This is a genomic window from Devosia beringensis (assembly GCF_014926585.1).
In the GTDB taxonomy this organism is placed as follows: Bacteria; Pseudomonadota; Alphaproteobacteria; order Rhizobiales; family Devosiaceae; genus Devosia; species Devosia beringensis.
This window is the reverse complement of the sequence record NZ_CP045422.1, coordinates 3682887-3704785: the sequence shown is the minus strand read 5'-3', so window position 1 is coordinate 3704785 and position 21899 is coordinate 3682887. Positions and strand designations below refer to the sequence as shown.

Annotated in this window: 19 protein-coding genes; 12 read left to right on the top strand and 7 right to left on the bottom strand. The window is 64.5% G+C overall.

Annotated features, from left to right (window positions below; genetic code table 11):
- The first annotated feature begins 11 nt into the window (after positions 1–11).
- The 6 genes from GDR53_RS18015 (at position 12) to GDR53_RS17990 (ending at position 7786) form a co-directional block, all read left to right on the top strand.
- Entirely contained in the window at positions 12–998 is a 987-nt protein-coding gene (locus GDR53_RS18015; protein ID WP_193335794.1) for an ABC transporter permease, read from the top strand.
- Positions 998–2173 (top strand): ABC transporter permease, encoded by a 1176-nt coding sequence (locus GDR53_RS18010; protein ID WP_193335793.1) that lies wholly within the window; start codon positions 998–1000, stop codon positions 2171–2173. The genes GDR53_RS18015 and GDR53_RS18010 overlap by 1 nt, the downstream gene beginning before the upstream one ends.
- Before the next feature lie 4 nt (positions 2174–2177).
- The gene (locus GDR53_RS18005; protein WP_232846667.1) at positions 2178–3920 is read left to right on the top strand and encodes an ABC transporter ATP-binding protein; all 1743 of its coding nucleotides are present in this window, start codon (positions 2178–2180) and stop codon (positions 3918–3920) included.
- Positions 3921–3932: 12 nt separating this feature from the next.
- Positions 3933–4709 carry a hydroxypyruvate isomerase gene (gene hyi, locus GDR53_RS18000; RefSeq protein ID WP_193335792.1) on the top strand — a complete coding sequence of 259 codons (777 nt, stop codon included), beginning with the start codon at positions 3933–3935 and terminating at the stop codon, positions 4707–4709.
- A 10-nt stretch (positions 4710–4719) separates the two neighbouring features.
- On the top strand, positions 4720–5595 hold the full coding sequence (locus tag GDR53_RS17995) for a 2-hydroxy-3-oxopropionate reductase (protein WP_193335791.1): 876 nt from the start codon (positions 4720–4722) through the stop codon (positions 5593–5595).
- Positions 5596–5677: 82 nt separating this feature from the next.
- On the top strand, positions 5678–7786 hold the full coding sequence (locus GDR53_RS17990; protein ID WP_193335790.1) for a beta-galactosidase: 2109 nt from the start codon (positions 5678–5680) through the stop codon (positions 7784–7786).
- Here GDR53_RS17990 and GDR53_RS17985 read toward each other — a convergent pair.
- From GDR53_RS17985 to GDR53_RS17955, 7 genes are all read right to left on the bottom strand, one after another.
- Positions 7783–8733, bottom strand: coding sequence for an N-acetylglucosamine kinase (locus GDR53_RS17985; protein ID WP_193335789.1), 951 nt, complete (start codon positions 8731–8733; stop codon positions 7783–7785). The genes GDR53_RS17990 and GDR53_RS17985 overlap by 4 nt on opposite strands.
- Complete coding sequence (locus GDR53_RS17980) at positions 8730–9392, bottom strand: N-acetylmannosamine-6-phosphate 2-epimerase (protein ID WP_193338162.1); 663 nt, start codon at positions 9390–9392, stop codon at positions 8730–8732. Before GDR53_RS17980 ends, GDR53_RS17985 begins: the two co-directional genes overlap by 4 nt.
- A complete protein-coding gene (locus GDR53_RS17975; protein WP_193335788.1) occupies positions 9392–10255 on the bottom strand; it encodes a carbohydrate ABC transporter permease in 864 nt (287 codons plus the stop codon). The genes GDR53_RS17980 and GDR53_RS17975 overlap by 1 nt, the downstream gene beginning before the upstream one ends.
- On the bottom strand, positions 10252–11172 hold the full coding sequence (locus GDR53_RS17970; RefSeq protein WP_193335787.1) for a carbohydrate ABC transporter permease: 921 nt from the start codon (positions 11170–11172) through the stop codon (positions 10252–10254). Before GDR53_RS17970 ends, GDR53_RS17975 begins: the two co-directional genes overlap by 4 nt.
- A gap of 76 nt (positions 11173–11248) precedes the next feature.
- Entirely contained in the window at positions 11249–12490 is a 1242-nt protein-coding gene (locus GDR53_RS17965) for an extracellular solute-binding protein (RefSeq protein WP_193335786.1), read from the bottom strand.
- 49 nt (positions 12491–12539) lie between these two features.
- Positions 12540–13604 (bottom strand): ABC transporter ATP-binding protein, encoded by a 1065-nt coding sequence (locus tag GDR53_RS17960; RefSeq protein ID WP_269802198.1) that lies wholly within the window; start codon positions 13602–13604, stop codon positions 12540–12542.
- A 158-nt stretch (positions 13605–13762) separates the two neighbouring features.
- Entirely contained in the window at positions 13763–14614 is an 852-nt protein-coding gene (locus GDR53_RS17955) for a MurR/RpiR family transcriptional regulator (protein ID WP_193335784.1), read from the bottom strand.
- Positions 14615–14827: 213 nt separating this feature from the next.
- Between GDR53_RS17955 and murQ the strand changes: the two genes are divergently transcribed.
- The 6 genes from murQ to GDR53_RS17925 are packed head-to-tail and all read left to right on the top strand — an operon-like array spanning position 14828 to position 21897.
- Positions 14828–15781, top strand: a complete 954-nt coding sequence (murQ, locus tag GDR53_RS17950) for an N-acetylmuramic acid 6-phosphate etherase (RefSeq protein WP_232846666.1) — start codon at positions 14828–14830, stop codon at positions 15779–15781.
- Positions 15782–15811: 30 nt separating this feature from the next.
- Positions 15812–17332 carry an ABC transporter substrate-binding protein gene (locus tag GDR53_RS17945; RefSeq protein ID WP_193335782.1) on the top strand — a complete coding sequence of 507 codons (1521 nt, stop codon included), beginning with the start codon at positions 15812–15814 and terminating at the stop codon, positions 17330–17332.
- Between the two features lie 53 nt (positions 17333–17385).
- Entirely contained in the window at positions 17386–18345 is a 960-nt protein-coding gene (locus tag GDR53_RS17940) for an ABC transporter permease (protein ID WP_193335781.1), read from the top strand.
- Complete coding sequence (locus GDR53_RS17935) at positions 18345–19184, top strand: ABC transporter permease (protein ID WP_193335780.1); 840 nt, start codon at positions 18345–18347, stop codon at positions 19182–19184. Before GDR53_RS17940 ends, GDR53_RS17935 begins: the two co-directional genes overlap by 1 nt.
- On the top strand, positions 19181–20911 hold the full coding sequence (locus GDR53_RS17930) for an ABC transporter ATP-binding protein (protein ID WP_193335779.1): 1731 nt from the start codon (positions 19181–19183) through the stop codon (positions 20909–20911). The genes GDR53_RS17935 and GDR53_RS17930 overlap by 4 nt, the downstream gene beginning before the upstream one ends.
- Positions 20908–21897 (top strand): serine hydrolase domain-containing protein, encoded by a 990-nt coding sequence (locus tag GDR53_RS17925; RefSeq protein WP_193335778.1) that lies wholly within the window; start codon positions 20908–20910, stop codon positions 21895–21897. Before GDR53_RS17930 ends, GDR53_RS17925 begins: the two co-directional genes overlap by 4 nt.
- The last annotated feature ends 2 nt before the right edge of the window (positions 21898–21899 follow it).

The following is a 21899-nucleotide window of genomic DNA, read 5'->3' as shown; positions in this document are numbered from 1 at the left end:
ATGGAACTGCCATGCTGAACTATGTGATCAAGCGGCTGATTTACATGATCCCGACCCTGATCGGCATGTCGATCATCGCCTTCACCATCATCCAGCTGCCGCCGGGCGACTATCTGACCTCGATGCTGGCCTCGATGGCCGACAGCGGCGCCAATATCGACCCCGGCCAGATCCAGCGCTATCGCGAGATCTACGGCCTCGACGCGCCGATGTATGAGCAATACTGGAAGTGGATCAGCGGCATCCTGTTGCGCGGCGACTTCGGCTATTCCTTTGAATGGAACCGGCCGGTAGCCGAGCTGATCTGGGAGCGCATGGGCTCGACCTTGGGCATCTCCATTGCCGCGCTACTCTTCGTCTGGGCCGTGTCGCTGCCGATCGGCATCTATTCGGCCATGCGCCGGCACTCAGTGGGCGACTATGGCTTCACCCTGCTCGGCTTCATTGGCCTGGCCGTGCCCAATTTCATCATGGCGCTGGTGCTGATGTATTTCAGCTACAAGTATTTCGGCCAGAGCGTCGGCGGGCTGTTCTCGCCCGAATATGTCGAAGCCCCTTGGAGCTGGGGCAAGTTCGTCGACCTCTTGGCGCATCTGTGGATCCCCATCATCGTCATCGGCACCAATGGCACGGCGGCGCTGATCCGCATCCTGCGCGCCAATCTGACGGACGAGCTCAACAAGCCCTATGTAGTTACCGCCAAAGCCAAGGGTCTGCCCGAATACCGGGCCGTGCTGAAATACCCGGTCCGCATCGCGCTCAACCCCTTCGTCTCGGCTATTGGCTGGGTGCTGCCCGAGCTGATCTCGGGCGTCACCATCACTGCCATCGTGCTCAACCTGCCCACCGCCGGCCCGCTGCTGCTGCGGGCGCTGATCAGCCAGGACATGTACCTGGCCGGCAGCTTCATCCTGCTGATGGGCGTGCTGACGCTCGTTGGCATGCTGGTTTCCGACATCCTTCTTGCCCTTCTCGACCCACGGATCAGGTTCAACTGATGACAGCGCACACCTTCATCGACGATAGCGTGCCCGAAACCGGGCCGGCAGTTTCCGCGCTCAAGGCCGGCAACCCGGTCGAAACCGCCGTCGCCGGTCCCTGGCGGCTGATGTGGATCAAGTTCGCGCGTAACAAGGTCGCCGTAGTGGCCGGCATCATCATCCTGCTGCTCTACCTGGTCGGCCTGTTTGCCGAATTCCTCGCGCCGGCCCTGCCCGACACGTCGCGGCCGCAGTTCACCAATGCGCCGCCACAGGAAATCCGCCTCTTTGCCACCCAGCCCGACGGCAACCAGCAGTTCCTGCTGCATGTCACCGGCTACAGCATGACCGTGGATCAGGCGTCGCTGCGACGTTCCTATGTCATCGATGACAACCAGGTCGTGCCGATCGGCTTTTTCGTGCAGGGCACGCCGTACAAGCTCTGGGGCGTCTTTGACATGGACACCCATCTGATCGGGCCCCTCGATCCTGCCGACACCATGTATCTGCTGGGTACCGACAGGCTTGGCCGCGATCTGCTGAGCCGGCTGGTTCATGGCACGCGGACCTCGATGTCGATCGGTCTGATCGGTGTCACCATCAGCCTGATCCTCGGGGTCGTGCTCGGCTCCATCTCGGGCTTTTACGGCGGCTGGGTGGATATGGTGATCCAGCGTGTCATCGAGGTCATTTCCTCCATGCCCACCATCCCGCTCTGGCTGGGGCTTGCTGCGGCCATCCCGCTGAGCTGGTCCCCGCTCACCGTCTATTTCGTCATCACCCTCATCGTCTCGCTGTTCGGCTGGACAGGCCTAGCCCGCGAAGTGCGTGGCCGGTTCTTTGCCCTGCGCAGCGAAGACTTCGTCACCGCCGCGCGGCTGGACGGGTCGAGCGAGCGCCGGCTGATCTTCCGGCATATCCTCCCCTCGCTGACCAGTCACATCCTCGCGGTGGTCACCCTGGCCCTGCCCACCATGATCGTGGCCGAAACGGCGCTGAGCTTTCTCGGCATCGGGCTCAAGGCGCCCGTCGTGTCATGGGGTGTGCTGCTGCAAGACGCCCAGAATGTCCGCACCATCGCCAATGCACCCTGGCTGCTGATCTGGCCGTCCGCGGCCGTGGTGCTGACCGTACTGGCCTACAACTTCCTCGGCGATGGCATGCGCGATGCCGCCGACCCCTATGAAAGCTGACGCCATGCCGATGCAAGCCGTCACCACTGAACGACTGTCCGATGGCGCCGAGGGCGATGTCGTGCTCCGCGTCGATGATCTCAGCCTCGATTTCCGCCTGCGCACGCAGATCTTGCATGCGGTGCGCAATGTCAGCTTTGAACTGCGCCGGGGCCAGACGCTGTGCCTCGTCGGTGAGAGCGGTTCCGGCAAATCGGTGACCGCACGTGCCCTGTTGCATATCCTCGACAAGAATGGGGCCATCACCACCGGCCGCATCCTGCTGGCCGGCAAGCATGGCGATATCGATATTGCCACATTGACCGAACGCAGCCCCGAACTGCTCAAGATCCGTGGCGGCCGCATTGGCCTGATCTTCCAGGAACCCATGAGTTCGCTGTCGCCGGTCCATACCATTGGCAGCCAGATCGTCGAGGCCCTGCTGCTGCACCGGCGCATGGACAAGAAACAGGCCAGGGCCGAGACCATCGAGCTGCTGCGGCAGGTGGAAATCCCCAATCCCGACAAGATGATTGACCGCTATACCTTCGAGTTTTCCGGCGGCATGCGCCAGCGCGCCATGATCGCCATGGCGCTGGCGGCAGACCCCGAAATCCTCATCGCCGACGAACCGACCACGGCGCTCGACGTCACAACCCAGGCCGAAATCCTCGATCTGATCAAGCGCCTGCAGGTCAGCCGCGGCATGGCCATGCTGCTGATCACCCATGACATGGGCGTGGTCGCCGAAGTAGCCGACGCAGTGGCGGTGATGCGCTATGGGCGGATCGTGGAAGCCGGCAGCGCCGACGACATATTCCACGATGCGCGACACCCCTATACGCAGCGCCTGCTGAAATCGACGGTCAAGCTGGAGCAGAACCAGCGCGCCGATGACCAAAGCGCGCCCGACGCGGGGAGCACGCGCCAGCCGGTGCTCAGCGTCCGTCATCTCTCCAAACTCTATGGCGCCTCGACCGGCTGGTTCGGCGGCCATGGTCACGCCATCAAGGCGGTCGACGATGTCAGCTTCGATCTCTATCCCGGCGAAAATCTCGGCATTGTCGGCGAAAGCGGCTCGGGCAAGACCACGCTGGGTCGGCTGATCCTGCGCACGGTGGAGCCCAGTGCAGGCCAGGTTACCTATTTCGGCAAGGGCGAACCCGTCGAAGTGACCGGCCTCAACAAGCGCCAGCTCAAGGGGTTTCACCGCGACGTACGTCTGGTGTTCCAGGACCCCTTTGCCTCGCTCAATCCGCGCATGACGGTCAAGGAAATCATCGGCGATCCGCTGATCGTGTCGGACACGATGCGGGGCGCGGCACTGGAGAGCCGCGTCATCGAACTGCTCGAACTCGTTGGCCTTGATGCCATGGCCATGGAACGCTATCCGCACGCCTTTTCCGGCGGCCAGCGCCAGCGCATCGGCATTGCCCGCGCTCTGGCCCTTGATCCCAAGATCATCATTGCCGACGAGGCCACGGCCGCGCTCGATGTGTCGATCCGCGCCCAGATCCTCGACCTGCTGCTCGAGATCCAGAAGCGGCTGGACCTCAGCTTCATCTTCATCTCGCACGACATTTCGGTGGTCCGCTATTTCTGCGACCGCGTCGCGGTAATGCATCGCGGCAAACTGGTGGAAATGGGCACGGCCGAGCAGATCTGCACCTATCCGCAGCAGCCCTATACCAAGAGCCTGATCTCCGCCGTGCCCAACCCCGACCCGCGGCACAAGCGGATGATGCACCGCACCCGCTTTACTGCCTGAAGGATTGATCCCGTGCCCAAATTTTCCGCCAACCTGTCATTCCTCTATGCGGACCTGCCCTTCCTCGACCGCTTCGCGGCGGCGGCCAAGGACGGCTTCAGGGCCGTCGAATATGTCGGGCCCTATGCCTTCCCGGCCGAGGCCGTCGCGGCCGCACTCAAGGCCAATGGCCTGACCCAGGCGCTGTTCAACCTGCCGGCCGGCGACTGGGATGGCGGCGAGCGCGGCATTGGCTGCCATGCCGACCGGGTGACGGAATTCGAGGCAGGGGTCGAGACCGCGATCCGCTATGCCAAGGCGCTGGGTTGCGACAGGATCAACTGCCTGGCCGGCATCGCGCCCGCCGGTTCGACCCTGCAGCAGCGCGACGCCGTGCTCATCGCCAATCTCACCTATGCCGCGCTGCGGCTCGGCGAGGCCGGCATCAAGCTGCTGCTCGAGCCGATCAACCTGCGCGATATTCCTGGCTTCCATGTCTCGACCACCCACCATGCCGAGCGCCTGCTCGAGGCTGTGGGGTCGGACAATCTGTTCATCCAGTACGACGTCTACCACACCCAGGTCATGCAGGGGGACCTCGTCCCCACCTATGAGCGCCTCAGGCATCGCATCGGCCATGTGCAGATCGCTGACAATCCTGGCCGCAACGAGCCGGGCACCGGCGAGATCAACTATGGCTTCGTGCTCTCCGAGCTGGACCGGCTTGGCTACGATGGTTGGGTCGGCTGCGAATACAAGCCGCGGGCCGGCACCAGCGCCGGCTTGGCCTGGATGAAACCCTATCTTTGAGGAGTACGACATGAATATCGGTTTCATCGGTCTTGGCGTCATGGGGCGCCCCATGGCGGAATACCTGCTGACGGCCGGCCATAACCTGGCATTGTACCGGGTCAAGGCGGCCTCGCAAGCGCTGGTCGACAAGGGCGGCAAGGCGCTGGGCAGCGCCAGGGCAGTCGCCGAGGCCAGCGACGTCATCATTCTGATGCTGCCTGACACGCCTGACGTAGAATCCGTGCTGTTCGGTGCCGAGGGGGTCGCGGCGGGACTATCTGCGGGCAAGCTGGTCATCGACATGAGCTCGATCTCCCCCGTTGCCACCAAGGATTTCGCCGCGCGTATCGCGGCTTTGGGCTGCGACTTTCTCGACGCCCCGGTCTCGGGCGGCGAGGTCGGCGCGCGCAATGCCGCGCTCACTATCATGGTGGGTGGCAAGCAGGACGTGTTCGACCGGACCTTGCCGCTGCTGCAGCTCATGGGCAAGAACATCACCCTGGTCGGCGGCAATGGCGATGGCCAGACCGCCAAGGTGGCAAACCAGATCATTGTCGGACTCACCATCGAGGCCGTTGCCGAGGCCCTGCTGTTTGCCAAGAAGGCCGGCGCCGATCCGGCGCGGGTGCGCGAGGCCCTGATGGGCGGCTTTGCTGCCTCGCGCGTCCTCGAAGTGCATGGCGAACGCATGATCAAGCGCACCTTCGATCCGGGCTTCCGCATTCGCCTGCACCGCAAGGATCTGGCGCTGGCTGCCGAGGCTGCCAAGGCGCTCAACATCGCCTTGCCCAATGCCGCAGCGACGCAACAGCTGATGAACGCCGCCATTGCCCGGGGCGATGGCGACAAGGACCACTCCGCCCTGATCCGAACCCTGGAGGCGCTGGCCGGCGACGACAACTAGCCGCAGCCCCTCGCCCCTGACCAACCGCCGACGACGCCCCCGCGCCGCCGCATGATGAACCATTGCCGCAAGGAAGTCCGCCATGCCTCTCGACAAGCTCCCGCAATCCCCGTTCGGCGCCGTCTATTTCCGCAAGTCCAACCCGCCCAAGCCCGATTGGGAGCGCGACTATGGCGTGGCCGCCGAGGATGGCATGAACGTCTTCCGGCACTGGTTCATGTGGGCCGCCATCGAGCGCAAGCCGGGGCACTATGACTGGGAGGACTATGACCGCCAGATGGACCTGGCCGCCCGCAATGGCATCAAGACGATTATCGCCGAGCTGACCCATACCGTGCCGGATTGGGCCTATAGGCAGTGGAGCCACGCCCGCCAGTTGCGCGCCGATGGCAGGCCGATGACATCCAATATGGGTGTCAGTTCAGCGACCGGCGGCTTTTCCAACAATGGCGGCGGCGCCGGCGCGCTGACCATGAATGCCTCGGAGGTCAAGGAAGCGGTCGGCGCTTTCCTCAAGGCGCTGGCGAGCCGCTACAAGGGCCATCCGGCGCTGCTCGGCTACGATGTCTGGAATGAGGTCAACTACGCCGCCGACGTCGATTTCTCGGACTATATGAAGGCCGATTTCCGCCTGTGGCTGGCGGCCAAATATGGCGATCTCGAGGGGCTGGCCCAAGCCTGGTATCGCTATTCCTATGCGAGCTGGGACGATGTCGATCCGCCCCATGAAGTGGCTGCCTATCCGCAGAATCTCGACTGGCTCGAATTCAAGCGGCAGAACTATTACGACCAGATGCAGTTCAAGATCGATACCATCCGCGGCATCGACAGCGACTGCCTGATCGCCGCCCATGGCGTCGGCGGCGCCATTCCCAACATGGCGGCCAATGGCTCCGATGATTGGCTGGCCGCCTCCAAGGTCGAGCTCTATGGCCTGACCTGGGTGCCCAGCCGCCGCGGCTTTGCGCCCTGGCAGAACTTCTTCGGCCCCGACCTGACGCGGGCAGCGGCCCGCGGCAAGCCCTGGTGGCACGCCGAACGGCCCGGCGGGCCACTCTGGCTGCAGCCGCAGGTGCTGGGTCGCGACAAGGAAGACGGCCGCGTCATGGAGCCCGAGGATATCCGCACCCTCACCATGACCTCGTTCGCTGCGGGCGCCACCGGCGTGCTCAACCTTCGCTTTCGCCCGCTGCTCGATGGTCCGCTGTTCGGCGCCTTTGGCTCCTATGGCATGGACGGATCGCGCACACCGCGCTCAGACATGGCCAGCACGATCGGCAAATGGGCCAATGCGCCACAGCAGAAAGAGCTGTTCGCCGCCAAACCGGTCAAGGGTGACATCGCCATCCTGGTCATTCCCGAGGCCCAGGCCTGGGATTACCTGCTCAACTACAGCCACCAGCCGGAAACTTATCGCGAAGCCATGTGGGGCGCCTATCGCGGTTTCTTCGACAATGGCATCCAGGCCGACTGGGTGCATATCGACCATTTAGACGACTACGACACCATCTATGCCCCCTACCCCATCATGCTCACGGCCGCGCATGCCAAAGCGCTGGCGGACTGGGTCGCGGCCGGCGGCACGCTGATCTCGGAGGCGACGCCAGGCTATTTCGGCGATCGCGGCAAGGTGGGCACCACCCAGCCCCATAACGGGCTCGACGCCGTGTTCGGCGCTGTTGAGGCCGAGGTCGAATTCATGCCCGATATCGGGGATCGCATCCGCTTCGACTTCGACGGCAAGCCGGTACAGGGCGGCGGCTTCCTGCAAGCTTACCGGCCCACGACCGGCAAAGGACGCGGCAGCTTTGCGGACGGCAGGCTGGCCGTTGTCGAAAACCAGTTCGGCTCGGGCAAGACCCTGCTGGTTGGCAGCCATCCGGGCGTTGCCTATTTCAAGACCAGCAGCGCCGACAACCTGGCCTATTTCGCTGCTGCCTTCGCCTGGACCGGCAAGCGTCAGCAGGTGCGACTGTCCAACCCGGCGCTGCAGGCGCGGTTGCATGACGGGCCCAATGGCAAGGTGCTCTGGGTGCTCAACCCGACGCGCGAGACCCAGCAGGCCACCCTCTTGGTAGAGGACCGGGCCGCCTTCTTTGGAGCAACCCATTGGGCAAGCGCTGAGTCGGCATGCGACGGCGATACGATCAGCATTCCGCCGCGCGACGCTTTGGTGGTGCGGCTGCTCTAGCTTGGCGGGCCGGCCAAGGTGCCGGCCAGCAGGGCTATCCAGGCCTGGCGTTGGCCGCTCTGCAGGCGCGCGGCAGTCAGCGCCGCGTCGCCGACGGCCCTGCTCACCGCCTGGGCCGGAAGACATGCCTGGATTTCCGCGAAGATGACCGGATGCAGGTCGAGGACGCCGCCAATAAATCGTATCGGGTGATCACCGGCGCGTCCGGACAGGGCCAACGCAAGCCGGGCGAGTTCGCCGCCGGCCTGGCGCAGTATGGCGAGCGCCGTCGCGTCACCTGCCTCCGCGGCACGCGCAACGGCCACAGCCAGCGTGCCGATCCGGCCCCGATCGCCGCCATAGACGAATTGGCGGACATCGTGCCAATCCTGACCGCCAATCTGGGCAAACAGCAACCCGGCAAGGGGCTCTACCGCGTCGAAGTTGCCGTGGCGATCAAGCGCCCGGTAGATGTGATCGAGCGCCTGCAAGGCAATCCAGCTGCCCGCTCCTGCATCATCGATCAGAATGCCGCGGCCACCAACCCGGATCATCGCGCCGCTAGCGGTGACATGGACGCCGATCGAGCCGGTTCCCGCCGAGATCAGATGGCCCTCTCCCGGCTCGAACTGGGCGATATAGGCCAGGACAATATCATCGACGAGGACAATGTCCCCGGCGCCGACACCCAGCGCCGTACCAACCAAAGCCTTGACCTCGTCCGAGACGATGGCGCCATAGCCGGTCAGGCCAGCGGTGACGCGACTGGGCTGCAGGCCGGCAGCGCCGAGTGCTTGGGCAATGGCTTCCAGAGTCAGCCGCAGGCGATCCTTTTCGGCCGGGTTGAAGACATGACCGGTAGCCCCGGCTGCCTCGCCGCGCCCGAGCACTTCCCCGTTCCGGGCGCAGGCGACCCAGCGGCTGGCGGTGCCGCCCACATCAAGGCCGAGATGGACGGGCTGGCTCATGCGGCCACGACACCCTGCACGAACACTCGGGTGATTTCGCGCGGATTGGTGATCATCGTACCAACCACCACGGCATGGGCGCCGGCGTCGAAGGCCTGGCGTACCAGTTGCGGCGTGTTGAAACGTCCCTCGGCCACCACCGGCACGGAAAGGCGCGACGCAAGGGTTTCAAGCAAAAGCAAATCGGGTTCCTCCGGCCGCGGTTGGGTTGCTTCAGTATAGCCCGACAGCGTGGTGGCAACATAGGTTGCGCCCCAGTCGGTGGCAGCGAGGCCCTCGTCCAAGGTCGAAATATCGGCGAAGACCTCGGCGCCCAGTTCCTCGCGGATGCGGCGCACCAGTAGATCGACCGGCTCGCCATCGCGGGGTCGACTGGTGCAATCGAGCGCCACGATCTGGGCGCCCGCAGCCACAATGGCCTGGGCAGCGGCAAAATCGGGGGTAATGTAGACCGGGTGGCGGTCGGAAAACACCTTGTGGATCCCGATGACCGGCAGGCCGGCGGCCCGGACCGCCGCGATGTCCTCGGGCCCATTGGCGCGGATAGCGACCGCCCCGCCGTCGCGCGCCGCCACCGCCATGGCGCCCATGAACTGGGGGCCATGCAGGGGATTGTCCGCCCGGGCCTGGCAGGACACGACCAGACCGCGCGGTAGCATCACTTGACGGCGCCCGAGGTCATGCCGGCGATGAACTGCTTGGAGAGCACGATATAGATGATGATGATCGGCGCCGCCGACAGGGTCAGCCCCGAAAACAGCACGCCCCAGTCGGTGGTATATTCGCCCATGAAGCTGGTCAGCCCCTGCGGCAGGGTCTTGAGGTCGTCATTCTGGATGAAGACCAGCGGAAAGAAGAAGTCGTTCCAGATCGGCACCACGTTCTGGATGCCGGCAATCACCATAGCCGGGCGCACCAAAGGCAGCATGATCGACCACATGATGCGCGCCTCGCTGGCGCCGTCCATACGGGCGGCATCTTCGAGCTCATTGGGCAGGCTGCGGATGAAGCCGGTCATGATGAAGACCGTCGTGGGCAGGCCCATGGCGGTATAGACGAAGATCAGCGAGAGCTGGTTGTTGAGGATGGAAAGGTCCCGCATCAGCATGAAGAGCGGAATGATGGCCAGTTTGAGCGGCAGCGTCAGCCCGGCCAGGAAGAACATCAGGATGAAATTCGAGCCGGTAAAGGCATAGCGGCCAATGGCATAGGCGGCCATGGTCCCCAGCGTCAGGATCAGCACCATGGAGGCGCCGGTGACCACGAAGGAATTGAGCAGGTAGCGCAGGAAATTGGTCTCGGTCCAGATGCGCAGGAAATTGCCGACCTGGGTGAAGTCGGGGATGGCAAAGGGCGACTGGAAGATCTGCGGCGTGGTCTTGAAGGCCGAGAACACCATGATGATGATGGGGGCCAGCATCAGCACCGTATTGGCGATCAGCACGATCTGCAGCAGGCCGTCGCGCCCGAGCGTGCCCAGGATGCCACGGCGATCGTAATAGCTGGTGCTGACGGCGGTCATACCTGGATCTCCCTGGCCCGCAAGCGCAGCGTCATGAAGGTGGCAAAAGCCGCGATGAAGATGAAGATAAGCACGGCCAGCGCGCTGCCCAGGCCGAAATCCTGCTGGCCGGCCGAGACATTGCCGAAGGCGGTGCGGTAGAAATAAAGCCCCAGCACGTCGGTGGAGCCATAGGGCGAGCCATCAAGGCCGGCCATGATATAGGGCAGCTCAAACCAGTTGAACGCGCCCACGAAGAGCAGGGTGAAGACGATGGTGGCGCTGGGTGCCACGAGCGGCCAGACGATCTTGGTGATCTTGACCCATTCGCTCTCGGTTTCCATGCGCGCCGCGTCGAGGATTTCGCCCGGAATGCGCTGCATGCCGGCGAGAAATACCAGGGTGGGAAAGCCCACCATGTGCCAGGCCTGCGCGCCGATCAGCGCCCAGAGCGCCGTGCCGCCCTGCCCCAGCCAGGGCTGGGCCAGCCAGTCGAGGCCAATGCCGCGCAGGCTGATATTGACCACCCCGAACAGGGGATGGAGGAACAGCTTGAACAGATAGGCGACGATGATGGTGGAGAGCACCACCGGCAGGAACACGGCGATGCGGTGGAAGCGCGCGCCGGGCAGTTCGCGCCACAGCGCATAGGCCAGCAGGAAACCCAGCCCGTTCTGCAGCACCATCAGGGCAAAGAAGACGATCAGGTTGTGCGAGAAGGCGTTGATCGTCCAGCTGCGATAGGGCTCGACGAAGAGCACGGTATGGAAGTTTTCCAGCCCGACGAAACCGCCGCGGCGCAGGCCCTGCCAGTCAAAGAAGGCATAGGCGAAGGCCGAGATGATCGGATAGACGATAAACAGCGCCACAAAGGCCAGTGGCGGCACGATCAGCAGCGTGATCCAGAGGCCTCGGCCGGTCATCCTGAGTTTGGGCATGGTCGGGCTCGCCTGGATTTGGGGATGGGTGCTCCTCCCCGCGGACGGGAAGGAGCGGCGCGACAAGTCGGGAGACTTATTTCTTGAAGGGCTCGTACCAAGCGGCAAGACCGGTAGTGAGCGCTTCGCCAATGGCTTCGGGCGTGGTTTCGCCGGCAAACAGCTTCTGCATTTCGCCCTGGATCAGCACCGAGCCGGAAGGCTCGCCGAAGCGGAAGTGCACCAGCATCAGATAGGGGATCGAGCTGGCATTGAGCTCGTTGACCTCGGCCAGCAGCGGGTTGTCGAAGGTGACGCCCGGAATGGTCGAGATATTGTTCAGCGTATTGGCGAAAGCCTGGCCGAATTCCTGGCTGGCCAGATAGTTGAGGAACTTGATCGAGGCTTCCTTGTTGGCGCCAGCCGCATTGGCCGCATAACCACCGTCGAAGTAGAGGCCCACCAGCTTGTCAGCCTCGGCAGTCTCGCCCGGGGCGGCAAAGACGCCCAGCTCGATATCGGGGTTTTGGGCCTTGAAAGTCGCCAGTTCATAGGAGCCGCCAATGAACATGCCGGCCATGCCCGAGGAGAACAACTGCTGGGCCGAGGGATAGTCGAGGCCGATAAAGCCGTCGGGGAAATAGTCGGCGGCCAGGGCGGCGATCGAGGTCAGCGCGCCGGTAAAGGCGGGGTCGGTGAAGTCGGTCGTGCCGGCCATCAGCCCGTCATAGAATTCCTTGCCCATCAGCGAGGAGCCGAGGCCGAAGGTGACGGTTTCGTTCTGCCAGGCGGTCGCGGTGCCATTGGCAAAGGGGATCACGCCGGCATCCTTGAGGGTCTGGCTGGCAGCCAGCAACTCGTCCCAGGTCTTGGGTTCGGCCAGGCCATTGTCGTCGAAAATGGTCTTGTTGTAGATGACCAGCTGGGTCTGGCTGGCAAAGGGCACCGCATAGGCAATGCCATCGGCGCGCACGCTTTCGGCAGCAAGAGCGGCCGGGACGAAATCGGCCAGCGCCGGCACGGTCTCGGCCGACAGTGGCTCGAGGTAGCCGGCAGCGGCGACATTCTCGAGCCCGCCATAGGCGCGCACCATCATGACGTCCGGCCCGGTACCGCCCGCCAGAGCGGTGGAGAGGATGGTGTTGTAATTGGCGGCTTCGAAGGTCTCGAAATTGACCGTGATGCCGGGATTGGCCGCTTCGAACGTCGCGATGAACGTCTCATAGGCGGCGCGGTCTTCCTGGCGCCAGCTCCAGAAGGTCAGGTCCTGCGCCAAAGCCGGCGCCGCGACAAGCAGGGCGCTCAATGCGGCGCCGATGCGGATCAATTTGGTTCTCATGGTGTTCCCTCTCCTTGTGAATTCATGCATATGGACTGTGCCGGCGCCTCTAGGGCTCCAGCCGCCGGCCATCCTCGGCGGAAAAGTAATGCGCTGCGCCCGGCGTGACCGTCACGGTCACCAACTCGTCGGGCGCAAACAGATCATTGGGCGTGGTGCGGGCCGAGAGCAGCGTATCGTCGGCCAGGCGGGCATAGACATAGGCGTTGTCACCGAGATATTCGGTATAGACCACGGTGGCGGAGAGCCCTTCGCCCCCCTCCCCGCGCTGCAGGTGGACGGCGTCTGGACGCAGGCCGAGCTTGAAGGCGGAGCCCTCTGGGAGCGCGCCGGTGGCGACCGAGCCGCCATTGGCCACCCCGACGCGATCGCCATCGCGTGTCACATCGACCAGCGTCATGCGCGGCGAGCCGATAAAGGTCGCAACGAAGGTATTGGCCGGGGTTTCGTAGAGCTGTCGGGGCGAGCCGACCTGCTCAATGCGGCCGGCATTCATCACCACGATCTTGTCGGCAAGGGTCATGGCCTCGACTTGGTCATGCGTCACATAGATCATGGTGCCGCCGATATCGCGGTGCAGCTTGGCGATCTCCAGCCGCACATCCGAGCGCAGCGCGGCATCGAGATTGGACAGCGGCTCGTCGAGCAGGAAGACGTCGGGCTTGCGCACCAGAGCGCGGCCGATGGCGACGCGCTGGCGCTGGCCGCCCGAGAGTTCGCGCGGCTTGCGCTGCATCAGCGGCTCGAGCCGCAGCATGCGCGCCGTCTCGGCAATGCGGCTTTCGACCTCGGTCTTGTCCAGACCCATGAGGCGGGCGCCGAAGGCCATGTTTTCATAGACGTCCATGTGCGGATAGAGCGCATAGGACTGGAAGACCATGGCAATGCCGCGGCGCGAGGGCGCCACATCGTTCATGCGATGGCCGTTGAGAAAAAACTCGCCTTCGCTGATCGGGTCGAGCCCGGCAATCAGGCGCAGCAGGGTCGACTTGCCACAACCGGACGGCCCGACAAAGACCACGAATTCGCGGTCCCCGATCTCCAGATCGATGCCGTGCAGCACGTCGGTCGTGCGAAAGCGCTTCTTGATGCCGCGCAGCGATAGCTGAGCCACTATATTCCTCCGATCGCCTGCAAGCATGCAGGCCCCTGCGCAGGCACTCTCCCTCAAGAGCGCCGACGTTGGAATACTAAATTCCTAATTTTGACAGTGTCAAGAATATTATATTATATGCACAGGCTGAGGAAATCACGTTTTCCGTGTCTTGCCGCTCAGGGTGCCTTGAGAACGGCGACAGCGATTTCGCTGTTGTGGATGAAGTCCGCTGCGTCATCCTGCCGGCGCAGCAGCAGGATGAACATCATGTCCATCAGCATCAACTGCGCGTCGCGCGAGGTGATGGCGGATGAGCGCACCCGTTCCTCGTCGGCGACGGTAAAGAGGTGGATATCGGCCAGATCGAGCAGCGGGTTGGGCTGCAGGCCGGTCACCGAAATAACCGTCGCTCCCCGCTGTTTGGCCACTTCGGCGATACGCAGAGTCTCCAGACTCCGCCCCGAATGCGACAGGGCCAGCAGGGTATCGCCCGGTCCCAGACCGGAGGCATTGGCGACCTGGATATGGGTATCACTGTCGATCAGCACGGTGCGGCCGATCTTGAGCAGCTTGTAGGAGAAATCCCGCGCCACTAGGGAAGAGGCCCCGACGCCGGCCAACTGGATCTTCCGCGCCTTGGCCAGGGCTTCAAGGGACCGATCGATGGTCTGTTCGCTATTGGCAGCGGTGGTTTCACGCATGGACAGCAGCTTGCTGCCGATCAGCTTCTGCAGGATCGTCATGTAGCTGTCGCTGCTGTCGATCGAGCCATGGATGATGCCGCCGGGCGCCTGCCACTCCAGCGCCTTGGCCTTGTTCACCGCCAGCTTGAGCTGCTGATAGCCGCCATAACCCAGCTTCTGGCTGAATTTGACCACGCTGGACTGGCTGCGCCCGGTGGCATCGGCCAGGCCCTGCGACGACAGGGTGAGCATCTGCTCGGGATGCTCAATGATGAAGCGGGCAATTTGCTGATCCGCCTGGGTCATCGATTCCAGCTTGGCGCCGAGCACCTTCAATATGGACATGTTTCCCCCAAAACAGCATTTTCGACGCAACGACCGGCGGGCACGACTAGAGCCCAGCACACCGCCGTGGCAAGGACAGCGCGCGGTCGGCAGCCCTGCCGCCTAAACCGCATGGTGCCGCGCCATCGGTTAATTTGGAATACAATATTCCAAGATTAATTGACATATGGAATATTGCCTCCTAGCATTCCAGCCGGATTGAGTGAGGGCACAATGGCAAGAAGCATCTTGATGGCAGAGCTCGACCAGCTCGTCTCGGAGGCCCGCAACCCCGGCACGATGCAGATCGACCTGATGCCGACCCCCGACATTCTGGCCGCGATGAACGGCGAGGATAGCAAGGTCGCCGAGGCCGTCCGACGCGAGCTGCCCCAGATCGCCGCCGCCGTGGACAAGGTAGTGGAATCCTTCAAGGCCGGCGCACGGTTGATCTATCTGGGCGCCGGGACCAGCGGCCGCCTCGGCGTGCTGGACGCGTCGGAATGCCCGCCCACCTTCGGCGTACCCGAGGGCATGGTGATCGGCATCATTGCCGGGGGCGACCGGGCGCTGCGCCACCCCATCGAAGGCGCCGAGGATGATCGCGGCGAAGGCCAGCGCGACCTCGAAAAGCTGGCGCTGACGCCGCACGACGTGGTGGTGGGCATCGCCGTCAGCGGCCGCACCCCCTATGTCATCGGCGCGCTCGACTATGCCAAGAGCCTGGGCGCGACGACGGTGGCCCTGTCCTGCAATCCGGATTCCACCATTGCCCGGCTGGCCGACATTGCCATTTCGCCGGTGGTCGGCCCCGAGGCCCTGACCGGCTCGACCCGCCTCAAATCGGGCACGGCACAGAAGCTGGTGCTCAACATGCTGAGCACCGCCAGCATGATCCGCATCGGCAAGATCTATCAAAACCTGATGGTCGACGTGAATGCCAGCAATGAAAAGCTGCTGGCCCGCGCCGTGCGTATCGTCATGCAGGCCACCGAGTGCACGCCCCAGCAGGCCGAGGCCGCACTTGAACTGACCGGCAATGACGTCAAGCTGGCCATCCTGGTCCGCCTGACGGGGCTCGACGTGACCGCCGCGCGCGCCACGCTGGCATCGGCCGGCGGCTTCCTGCGCCTGGCCATCGAGGGCAAGCCTGCACAACCCAGCGAAAAATCTGCCGCAAAAGCCTGACCACATGCCATCGATTCTGGAGGGAACAAGATGATCTGGACCAATTCACGCAAATTCGCCGCTGGCCTCGCTATTGCGACCGCCCTGTCGACCACCGCCATCGCCCTGCCCGCCCAGGCCGCCACCCTGCGCATGGCCTGGTCTCAGGACGCCACCGGCCTTGATCCCCATACGCAGACGGCGTTTTCGTCGCTGCGCCTGCTCGAGCTGATCTATGAGCCACTGGTGCGCCTCGACACCGAACTCAACATCGTGCCCGCCATTGCCAGCAGCTGGGAATTCTCGGCCGATGCCAAGACGCTCACCTTCACGCTCGACCCCGAAGCCAGTTTCAGCGACGGCACCAAGGTGACCCCGGCTGACGTCAAGGCCTCGTTCGAGCGCGTGCTCGATGAAGCGACCGCGGCGGCCGCCCGTTCCAACTTCCTCTCCATTGCCAGCATCGATACGCCCGATGACGCCACGGTCGTGTTCAACCTCAGCACGGCCGACGTGCCGATCCTGGCGGCCATGGCCAATATCAATGCGGCCATCGTGCCGGGCAGCGCCATCGCAGCCGGTTCCATCGGCACGACGGCTTTGGGTTCGGGCCCGTTCGTGCTCGACAGCTGGGAACCCAATGCGCGCGAAGTGCTCAGCGCCAATCCCGCATGGGCCGGTGGCGACCTGGCCATCGACGGCATCAATGTGACGGTGCTGCCCGATGAAAGCGCGATCCTGGCCTCGCTGCGCGCCGGCCAGATCGATTTTGCCCTGATCAATGACCCGCTGATTGCCACCCTGGTGCCCAACGAGGCCAATCTGCAGCTCAACCGCGTCGGCGGCCTCGCCTACAACGTCTTGCAGCTCAATCCGTCGCGCCCGCCCATGGACAATCTCAAGGTCCGCCAGGCCATGTCCTGTGCCATCAACCGCCAGGAAATCATCGACGCGGCGCTGGTCGGCGAAGGCGTCGTCACCGGGCCGATGACGGTGCCGGCCTTTGCCCAGGATCCCGATACGCTCTTCTGCTACGAGCAGGACGTCGATCGCGCCCGGGCCTTGATGGAAGAAGCCGGGATGGCCGAGGGCTTTAGCGCCACCGTCATCGCCGCGACCGGCGAGCCGCCGGTGGCTGCCGCCGAAGCGCAGGTGCTGCAGGCGCAGCTGGCCGAAATCGGCGTCACGCTCGAGATCGAGATGATGGAGCTCAATGTCTATGTCGACACCTGGCTCAAGGGTGATTTCGACATGGCCGTGGCGCAGAATGGCGGCCGGCCTGACCCCTATCCGATGTATAACCGCTACTTCACCAAGGACGGCAATCTGCTGGGCGTCTCGAACTTTGTCGACGATACGCTGGACAGCCTGATGAAGCAGGGCCAGGCCGAGACCGACCCGGCCAAGCGCGTCGAGATCTTCCATCAGTTCGAAAGCCACCTGGCCGAACAGGCGCCCTGGCTGTGGCTGTCGACCTCGTTCACCTACACGGCCCAGCTCAAGACGGTGACCGGCTTTGAGCCCTCGCCGACCGGCACGCTGTTCGGCCTCACCAAGGTCGCCATCCAGTAGCTTCCGACGGGGCTGGCGCGCTGCCAGCCCCCTTTCTCAAAGGCCCCGCATCAATGCACTATCTGGCACGGCGCCTGCTGACCTTTCCGCTGATCCTGCTGGGCGTCTCGGTGCTGGTGTTTGTCTCGATCCGGCTCATTCCCGGCGACGCCATCACCGCCATGCTGGGCACCGAAGCCGGCATGCTGACACCTGACCAGCGGGCTTCCCTCGCCGTCTATTTCGGCATCGACCAGCCGGTCTGGTCACAATATCTGCGGTGGCTGGGCGGGCTGTTCCAGGGCGACCTGGGCGTCTCCACCATTTATGCGCGGCCGGTCTTCAGCATCATTCTCGAACGCTTTCCGCTGACGCTGGAGCTGGCGCTGCTGGCCATGCTGATCGCGCTTTGCGTGGGCATTCCGCTCGGCGTCTTGGCGGCCACCCGCAATGGCCGGCCCAGCGACCTGGGTGTGCGCCTGCTGGCCATGCTGGGGCAGTCGACGCCCAGCTTCGTGCTGGGCATCCTGATCATCTTCGTGCTTTCGGTGTTTTTCGGCGTCGTACCAGCCATGGGCATGTTTACCCCGCTCTGGCAGGATCCGCTGGCCAATCTCAGCCAGCTGATCTTTCCGGCGATCACGCTGGGCTTTGCCTTCGCCGCCTCGGTCACCCGCATCTCCCGCTCGGCCATGCTTGACGTGCTGAGCGAGGACTATGTGCGCACCGCCCGCTCCAAGGGTGTGCCGGCCCTCAGCGTCGTCTGGCACCACGCTTTGCCCAATGCGCTGATCCCGGTGGTGACCCTGTCGGGCGTCGAATTCGGCTATCTGCTGGGGGGCGCCGTCATCGTGGAACAGATCTTCGCTTTGCCCGGCCTAGGTCGGCTGGTGCTCGACGCCATCAGCCAGCGCGATTATGCGCTGGTGCAGGGTTGCGTGCTGTTCATCGCCTTCAACTTCCTCGTGGTCAATCTGCTGGTCGACCTGGCCTATGCAGCGCTTGATCCGCGCATCCGGCTGGGAGGCAGGTGATGGCCATGCTGCGCGCGCTCATCGCCCACCCCTCCGGGCGCATCGGCGTCGTCATTATCGGGCTCTATCTGCTCGCGGCGCTGTGTGCTGGCCTGGGCCTGACGCCGCATGACGCGCTGCAGATGTTCACGCTCAACCGGCTCAAGCCGCCCAATGCCGAGTTCTGGATGGGCACCGACCTCTTGGGTCGCGATACGCTAAGCCGATTGATGCTGGGCATCGGCCAGTCGCTCAACATCGCCTTTGCCGCCGTCGCCTGCGCCACCCTGGCCGGCACGGTGATCGGCCTGCTGGCCGCCTGGTGGGGCGGGCTGTGGGATGGCCTGTTGATGCGGCTGATGGATATATTGCTGGCCTTCCCCGCGATCCTCCTGGCGCTGCTGATCATCGCCATTGTCGGGCCGGGCACCTTTACCAGCGTCACCGCCATTGCCATCGTCTATACGCCGATCTTTGCCCGGGTGGTGCGCGGCCCGGCTCTGTCGCTCAAGCAGCGCGACTTTGTCGATGCGGCGCGCACCTTTGGCAGCTCGCAGGCCTATGTCCTGAGCCGGCACCTGCTGCTCAACCTCGTGGCGCCGCTGGCCGTGCAGGTCACCCTGGCTCTGGCCTGGGCGCTGCTCACCGAAGCCGGCCTGTCCTTCCTGGGCCTGGGCACGCAGCCGCCGGCGCCCTCGCTGGGGGTCATGCTGTCGGAGAGCAAGAACCTGATGCAGCAGGCGCCCTGGCTGATGCTGTTTCCGGCCCTCACCATCATGCTGGGCATTTTGGGCTTCAACCTGACCGGCGACGCGCTGCGCGACATTCTCGATCCGCGCACGCAAGGGAGGACCCCATGACTGCCCTGCTTTCCGTCCGCGACCTGCATGTCGGCTTTGGTCCCGACCCCAAGGCCAATGCAGTGGTGCGCGGCGTCAGCTTTGAGCTGGCGGCCGGCCAGACACTGGGCATTGTCGGCGAAAGCGGCTCGGGCAAGTCGGTCACGGCACTATCGATCAACCGGCTGGTGGATTTCGGCGGCGGCCGCATTACCGGTGGCGCCATTACCCTGCAGCGCGCCGATGGCAGCCTGCTCGACATCACCACCGCCCCGGAAAAAACGCTGCGCCAGGTGCGGGGCCGCGATATCGGCATGATCTTCCAGGAGCCGATGACCTCGCTCAATCCGGTGCACACGGTGGGCGCCCAGATCGAGGAAGCGCTGCGGCTCAACCGGGGCCTGCGCGGCCAGGCCGCCCGCAGTGGTGCGCTGGACATGCTCGACCGGGTCCGCATTCCCGATGCGAAATCGCGCCTCGACTATTATCCGCATCAGCTGTCGGGCGGCATGCGGCAGCGCGTGATGATCGCCATGGTGCTGGCCAGCAGCCCGCGCCTGCTGATTGCCGATGAGCCGACCACCGCGCTCGATGTCACGGTGCAGGCCCAGATCATGGCGCTGCTGGCCGAGCTACGGGCAGAGACCGGCATGGCGATGATCTTCATCACCCATGATATCGGGCTGGTCGCCGGCATTGCCGACCGCATCATGGTCATGCAGAACGGCCTTGCCGTCGAGCAGGACGATACCAATGCCGTGCTCGACCGGCCGCAGCACGCCTATACAAGGCACCTGCTGAGTGCGGTGCCGCATTTCACGTCCGGCAAGGCGGCGCGGGACGATGGGCCGCGCCGCATAAACAGCACGCCGGTCATCAAGGTCGACGACCTGGTGGTGCGGTTCCCGGTGGGCCGCGGCCTGTTTGCCCGCCCCGATGCCGTCCATGCCGTCGATGGCGTGGATTTCGACCTGCTGGCTGGCGAGACGCTGGGCATTGTCGGGGAAAGCGGCTCGGGCAAGTCGACCACCGCGCGCGCCTTGCTGTCGTTGGTCGGCAAGCAGCGCGGCAGTGTCACGATAGCGGCCGGCCGCTCGCGCCGCCCGGTACAGATGGTATTCCAGGACCCCTTTGCCTCGCTCAATCCGCGGCTTGATGTGGCGGCCCTGCTGGCCGAGCCGGCCATCGCCAATGGCCAGCGCCAGGACGCCGCCCTGCGCGAGCGCATGGTCTTCCTGCTCGAGCGGGTGGGTCTGCCGGCCGACGTGCTGACGCGCTATCCGCACCAGTTCTCGGGGGGCCAGCGGCAGCGCCTCTGCATTGCCCGAGCGCTGATGCTCAATCCCGAAATCGTCGTGCTCGACGAAGCGGTGTCGGCGCTGGACGTCTCGGTGCAGGCCACGGTGCTCGACCTGCTGATCGACCTGCAGCGCGAATTTGGCCTGGCCTATCTGTTCATTTCCCATGACATGGCCGTGGTCGAACGCATTGCCCATCGCGTGGCGGTGATGTTCGCCGGCCAGATCGTCGAGATCGGCGCGGCCCAGTCCGTGCTCTCGGCGCCCCGGCACAGCTATACCAAGCGCCTGATCGCGGCAGTGCCCGCCATCGAGCGGCGCAACCAGCACTTCGCCCTCGACGCCAGCCAGGTGCCCTCCCTGGTGCGGGTGGCAGGCTATGAACCCCCGGCCGCGCAGTGGCGCGAGGCCGGGCCTGATCACCATGTGCGCCTGGAGACCCCGTCATGAAAGCTGCCGCCCTGCTGGAGCGCGCCTTTGCGCCGCTCGCTGCCGCCATCCAGGCCGGCCGCATTCCTGGCGGCGTGCTGGGTGTGGTTGATGCTGAGGGCAACCGGGCCGTGCGATCCATGGGACAAGCCCAGCTGGTGCCCGAGCGGCGTCCCATGACCGAGGACACCTGGTTCGACCTGGCGTCCCTCAGCAAAGTGCTGTTCACCACACCGCGCATCCTGGCGCTGGCAGCGGCCGGCACCATCGATCTCGATGCCCCACTCACCAGCGTGCTGCCGGATTTCCGGCACTATAATCTCGACAATTGGGAACGCCGCGTCACCTTCCGGCAGTGCCTGGGGCACCAGACGCCGTTCCCGGCGGTGTTTCCGCTCTATACCTATGGCCGCGACCCCGACCTGCTGCGCACCTTCCTGCTGCAGCACGCCTGGGAGGCCGGCCCCTCGGTCTATTCCGACATCAATTTCATCCTGCTCGGCCTGGCACTGGAGCGGATCGAGGGCCGCACCATTCGCGACATGGATCCCGGTCCCGGCCTTGCCTGGTCGGCCGATCCGGCACAGGCGGCCGCAACCGAGGACTGCTATTGGCGCCATCGCGTCCTGGTCGGCGAAGTGCATGACGACAATTGTTCGGCGCTGCAGGGCGCCGGCCATGCCGGGCTGTTCGGTACGGCCGCTTCCGTACTCGACTTCGCCGCGGCGCGCCTCAATGACAGTGGCAGTGATGCCCTGATCCGCACCCCGCTCTCTGCCCGCCGCACGCATGGCTGGGAGCGGCCTTATGAAGGCTGGTCGGGCGGCGAGCACTGTTCACCCTCCACGATCGGCCATACCGGCTTTACCGGCACCGGCCTGTGGATCGATTTCGAGCGCGGCCTGGCCTGGACATTGCTGACCAATCGCGTCCATCCCACCCGCCATTTCGACAGCGGCATCGTGGCGCTGCGCCGCGCCGTCGGCGACCTGATCAACACCCAATAGGA

Bases quoted from the DNA above. Each gene is read 5' to 3' on its own strand.
- GDR53_RS17930 (WP_193335779.1), top strand. From the start codon at position 19,181: ATGACTGCCCTGCTTTCCGTCCGCGACCTGCATGTCGGCTTTGGTCCC.
- GDR53_RS17935 (WP_193335780.1), top strand. From the start codon at position 18,345: ATGGCCATGCTGCGCGCGCTCATCGCCCACCCCTCCGGGCGCATCGGC.
- GDR53_RS17975 (WP_193335788.1), bottom strand. From the start codon at position 10,255: ATGACCGCCGTCAGCACCAGCTATTACGATCGCCGTGGCATCCTGGGC.
- GDR53_RS17985 (WP_193335789.1), bottom strand. From the start codon at position 8,733: ATGAGCCAGCCCGTCCATCTCGGCCTTGATGTGGGCGGCACCGCCAGC.
- GDR53_RS17970 (WP_193335787.1), bottom strand. From the start codon at position 11,172: ATGCCCAAACTCAGGATGACCGGCCGAGGCCTCTGGATCACGCTGCTG.
- GDR53_RS17945 (WP_193335782.1), top strand. From the start codon at position 15,812: ATGATCTGGACCAATTCACGCAAATTCGCCGCTGGCCTCGCTATTGCG.
- GDR53_RS17995 (WP_193335791.1), top strand. From the start codon at position 4,720: ATGAATATCGGTTTCATCGGTCTTGGCGTCATGGGGCGCCCCATGGCG.
- GDR53_RS17980 (WP_193338162.1), bottom strand. From the start codon at position 9,392: ATGCTACCGCGCGGTCTGGTCGTGTCCTGCCAGGCCCGGGCGGACAAT.
- GDR53_RS17990 (WP_193335790.1), top strand. From the start codon at position 5,678: ATGCCTCTCGACAAGCTCCCGCAATCCCCGTTCGGCGCCGTCTATTTC.
- GDR53_RS17965 (WP_193335786.1), bottom strand. From the start codon at position 12,490: ATGAGAACCAAATTGATCCGCATCGGCGCCGCATTGAGCGCCCTGCTT.
- murQ (WP_232846666.1), top strand. From the start codon at position 14,828: ATGGCAAGAAGCATCTTGATGGCAGAGCTCGACCAGCTCGTCTCGGAG.
- GDR53_RS17940 (WP_193335781.1), top strand. From the start codon at position 17,386: ATGCACTATCTGGCACGGCGCCTGCTGACCTTTCCGCTGATCCTGCTG.
- GDR53_RS18015 (WP_193335794.1), top strand. From the start codon at position 12: ATGCTGAACTATGTGATCAAGCGGCTGATTTACATGATCCCGACCCTG.
- GDR53_RS18010 (WP_193335793.1), top strand. From the start codon at position 998: ATGACAGCGCACACCTTCATCGACGATAGCGTGCCCGAAACCGGGCCG.
- GDR53_RS18005 (WP_232846667.1), top strand. From the start codon at position 2,178: ATGCCGATGCAAGCCGTCACCACTGAACGACTGTCCGATGGCGCCGAG.
- GDR53_RS17925 (WP_193335778.1), top strand. From the start codon at position 20,908: ATGAAAGCTGCCGCCCTGCTGGAGCGCGCCTTTGCGCCGCTCGCTGCC.
- GDR53_RS17955 (WP_193335784.1), bottom strand. From the start codon at position 14,614: ATGTCCATATTGAAGGTGCTCGGCGCCAAGCTGGAATCGATGACCCAG.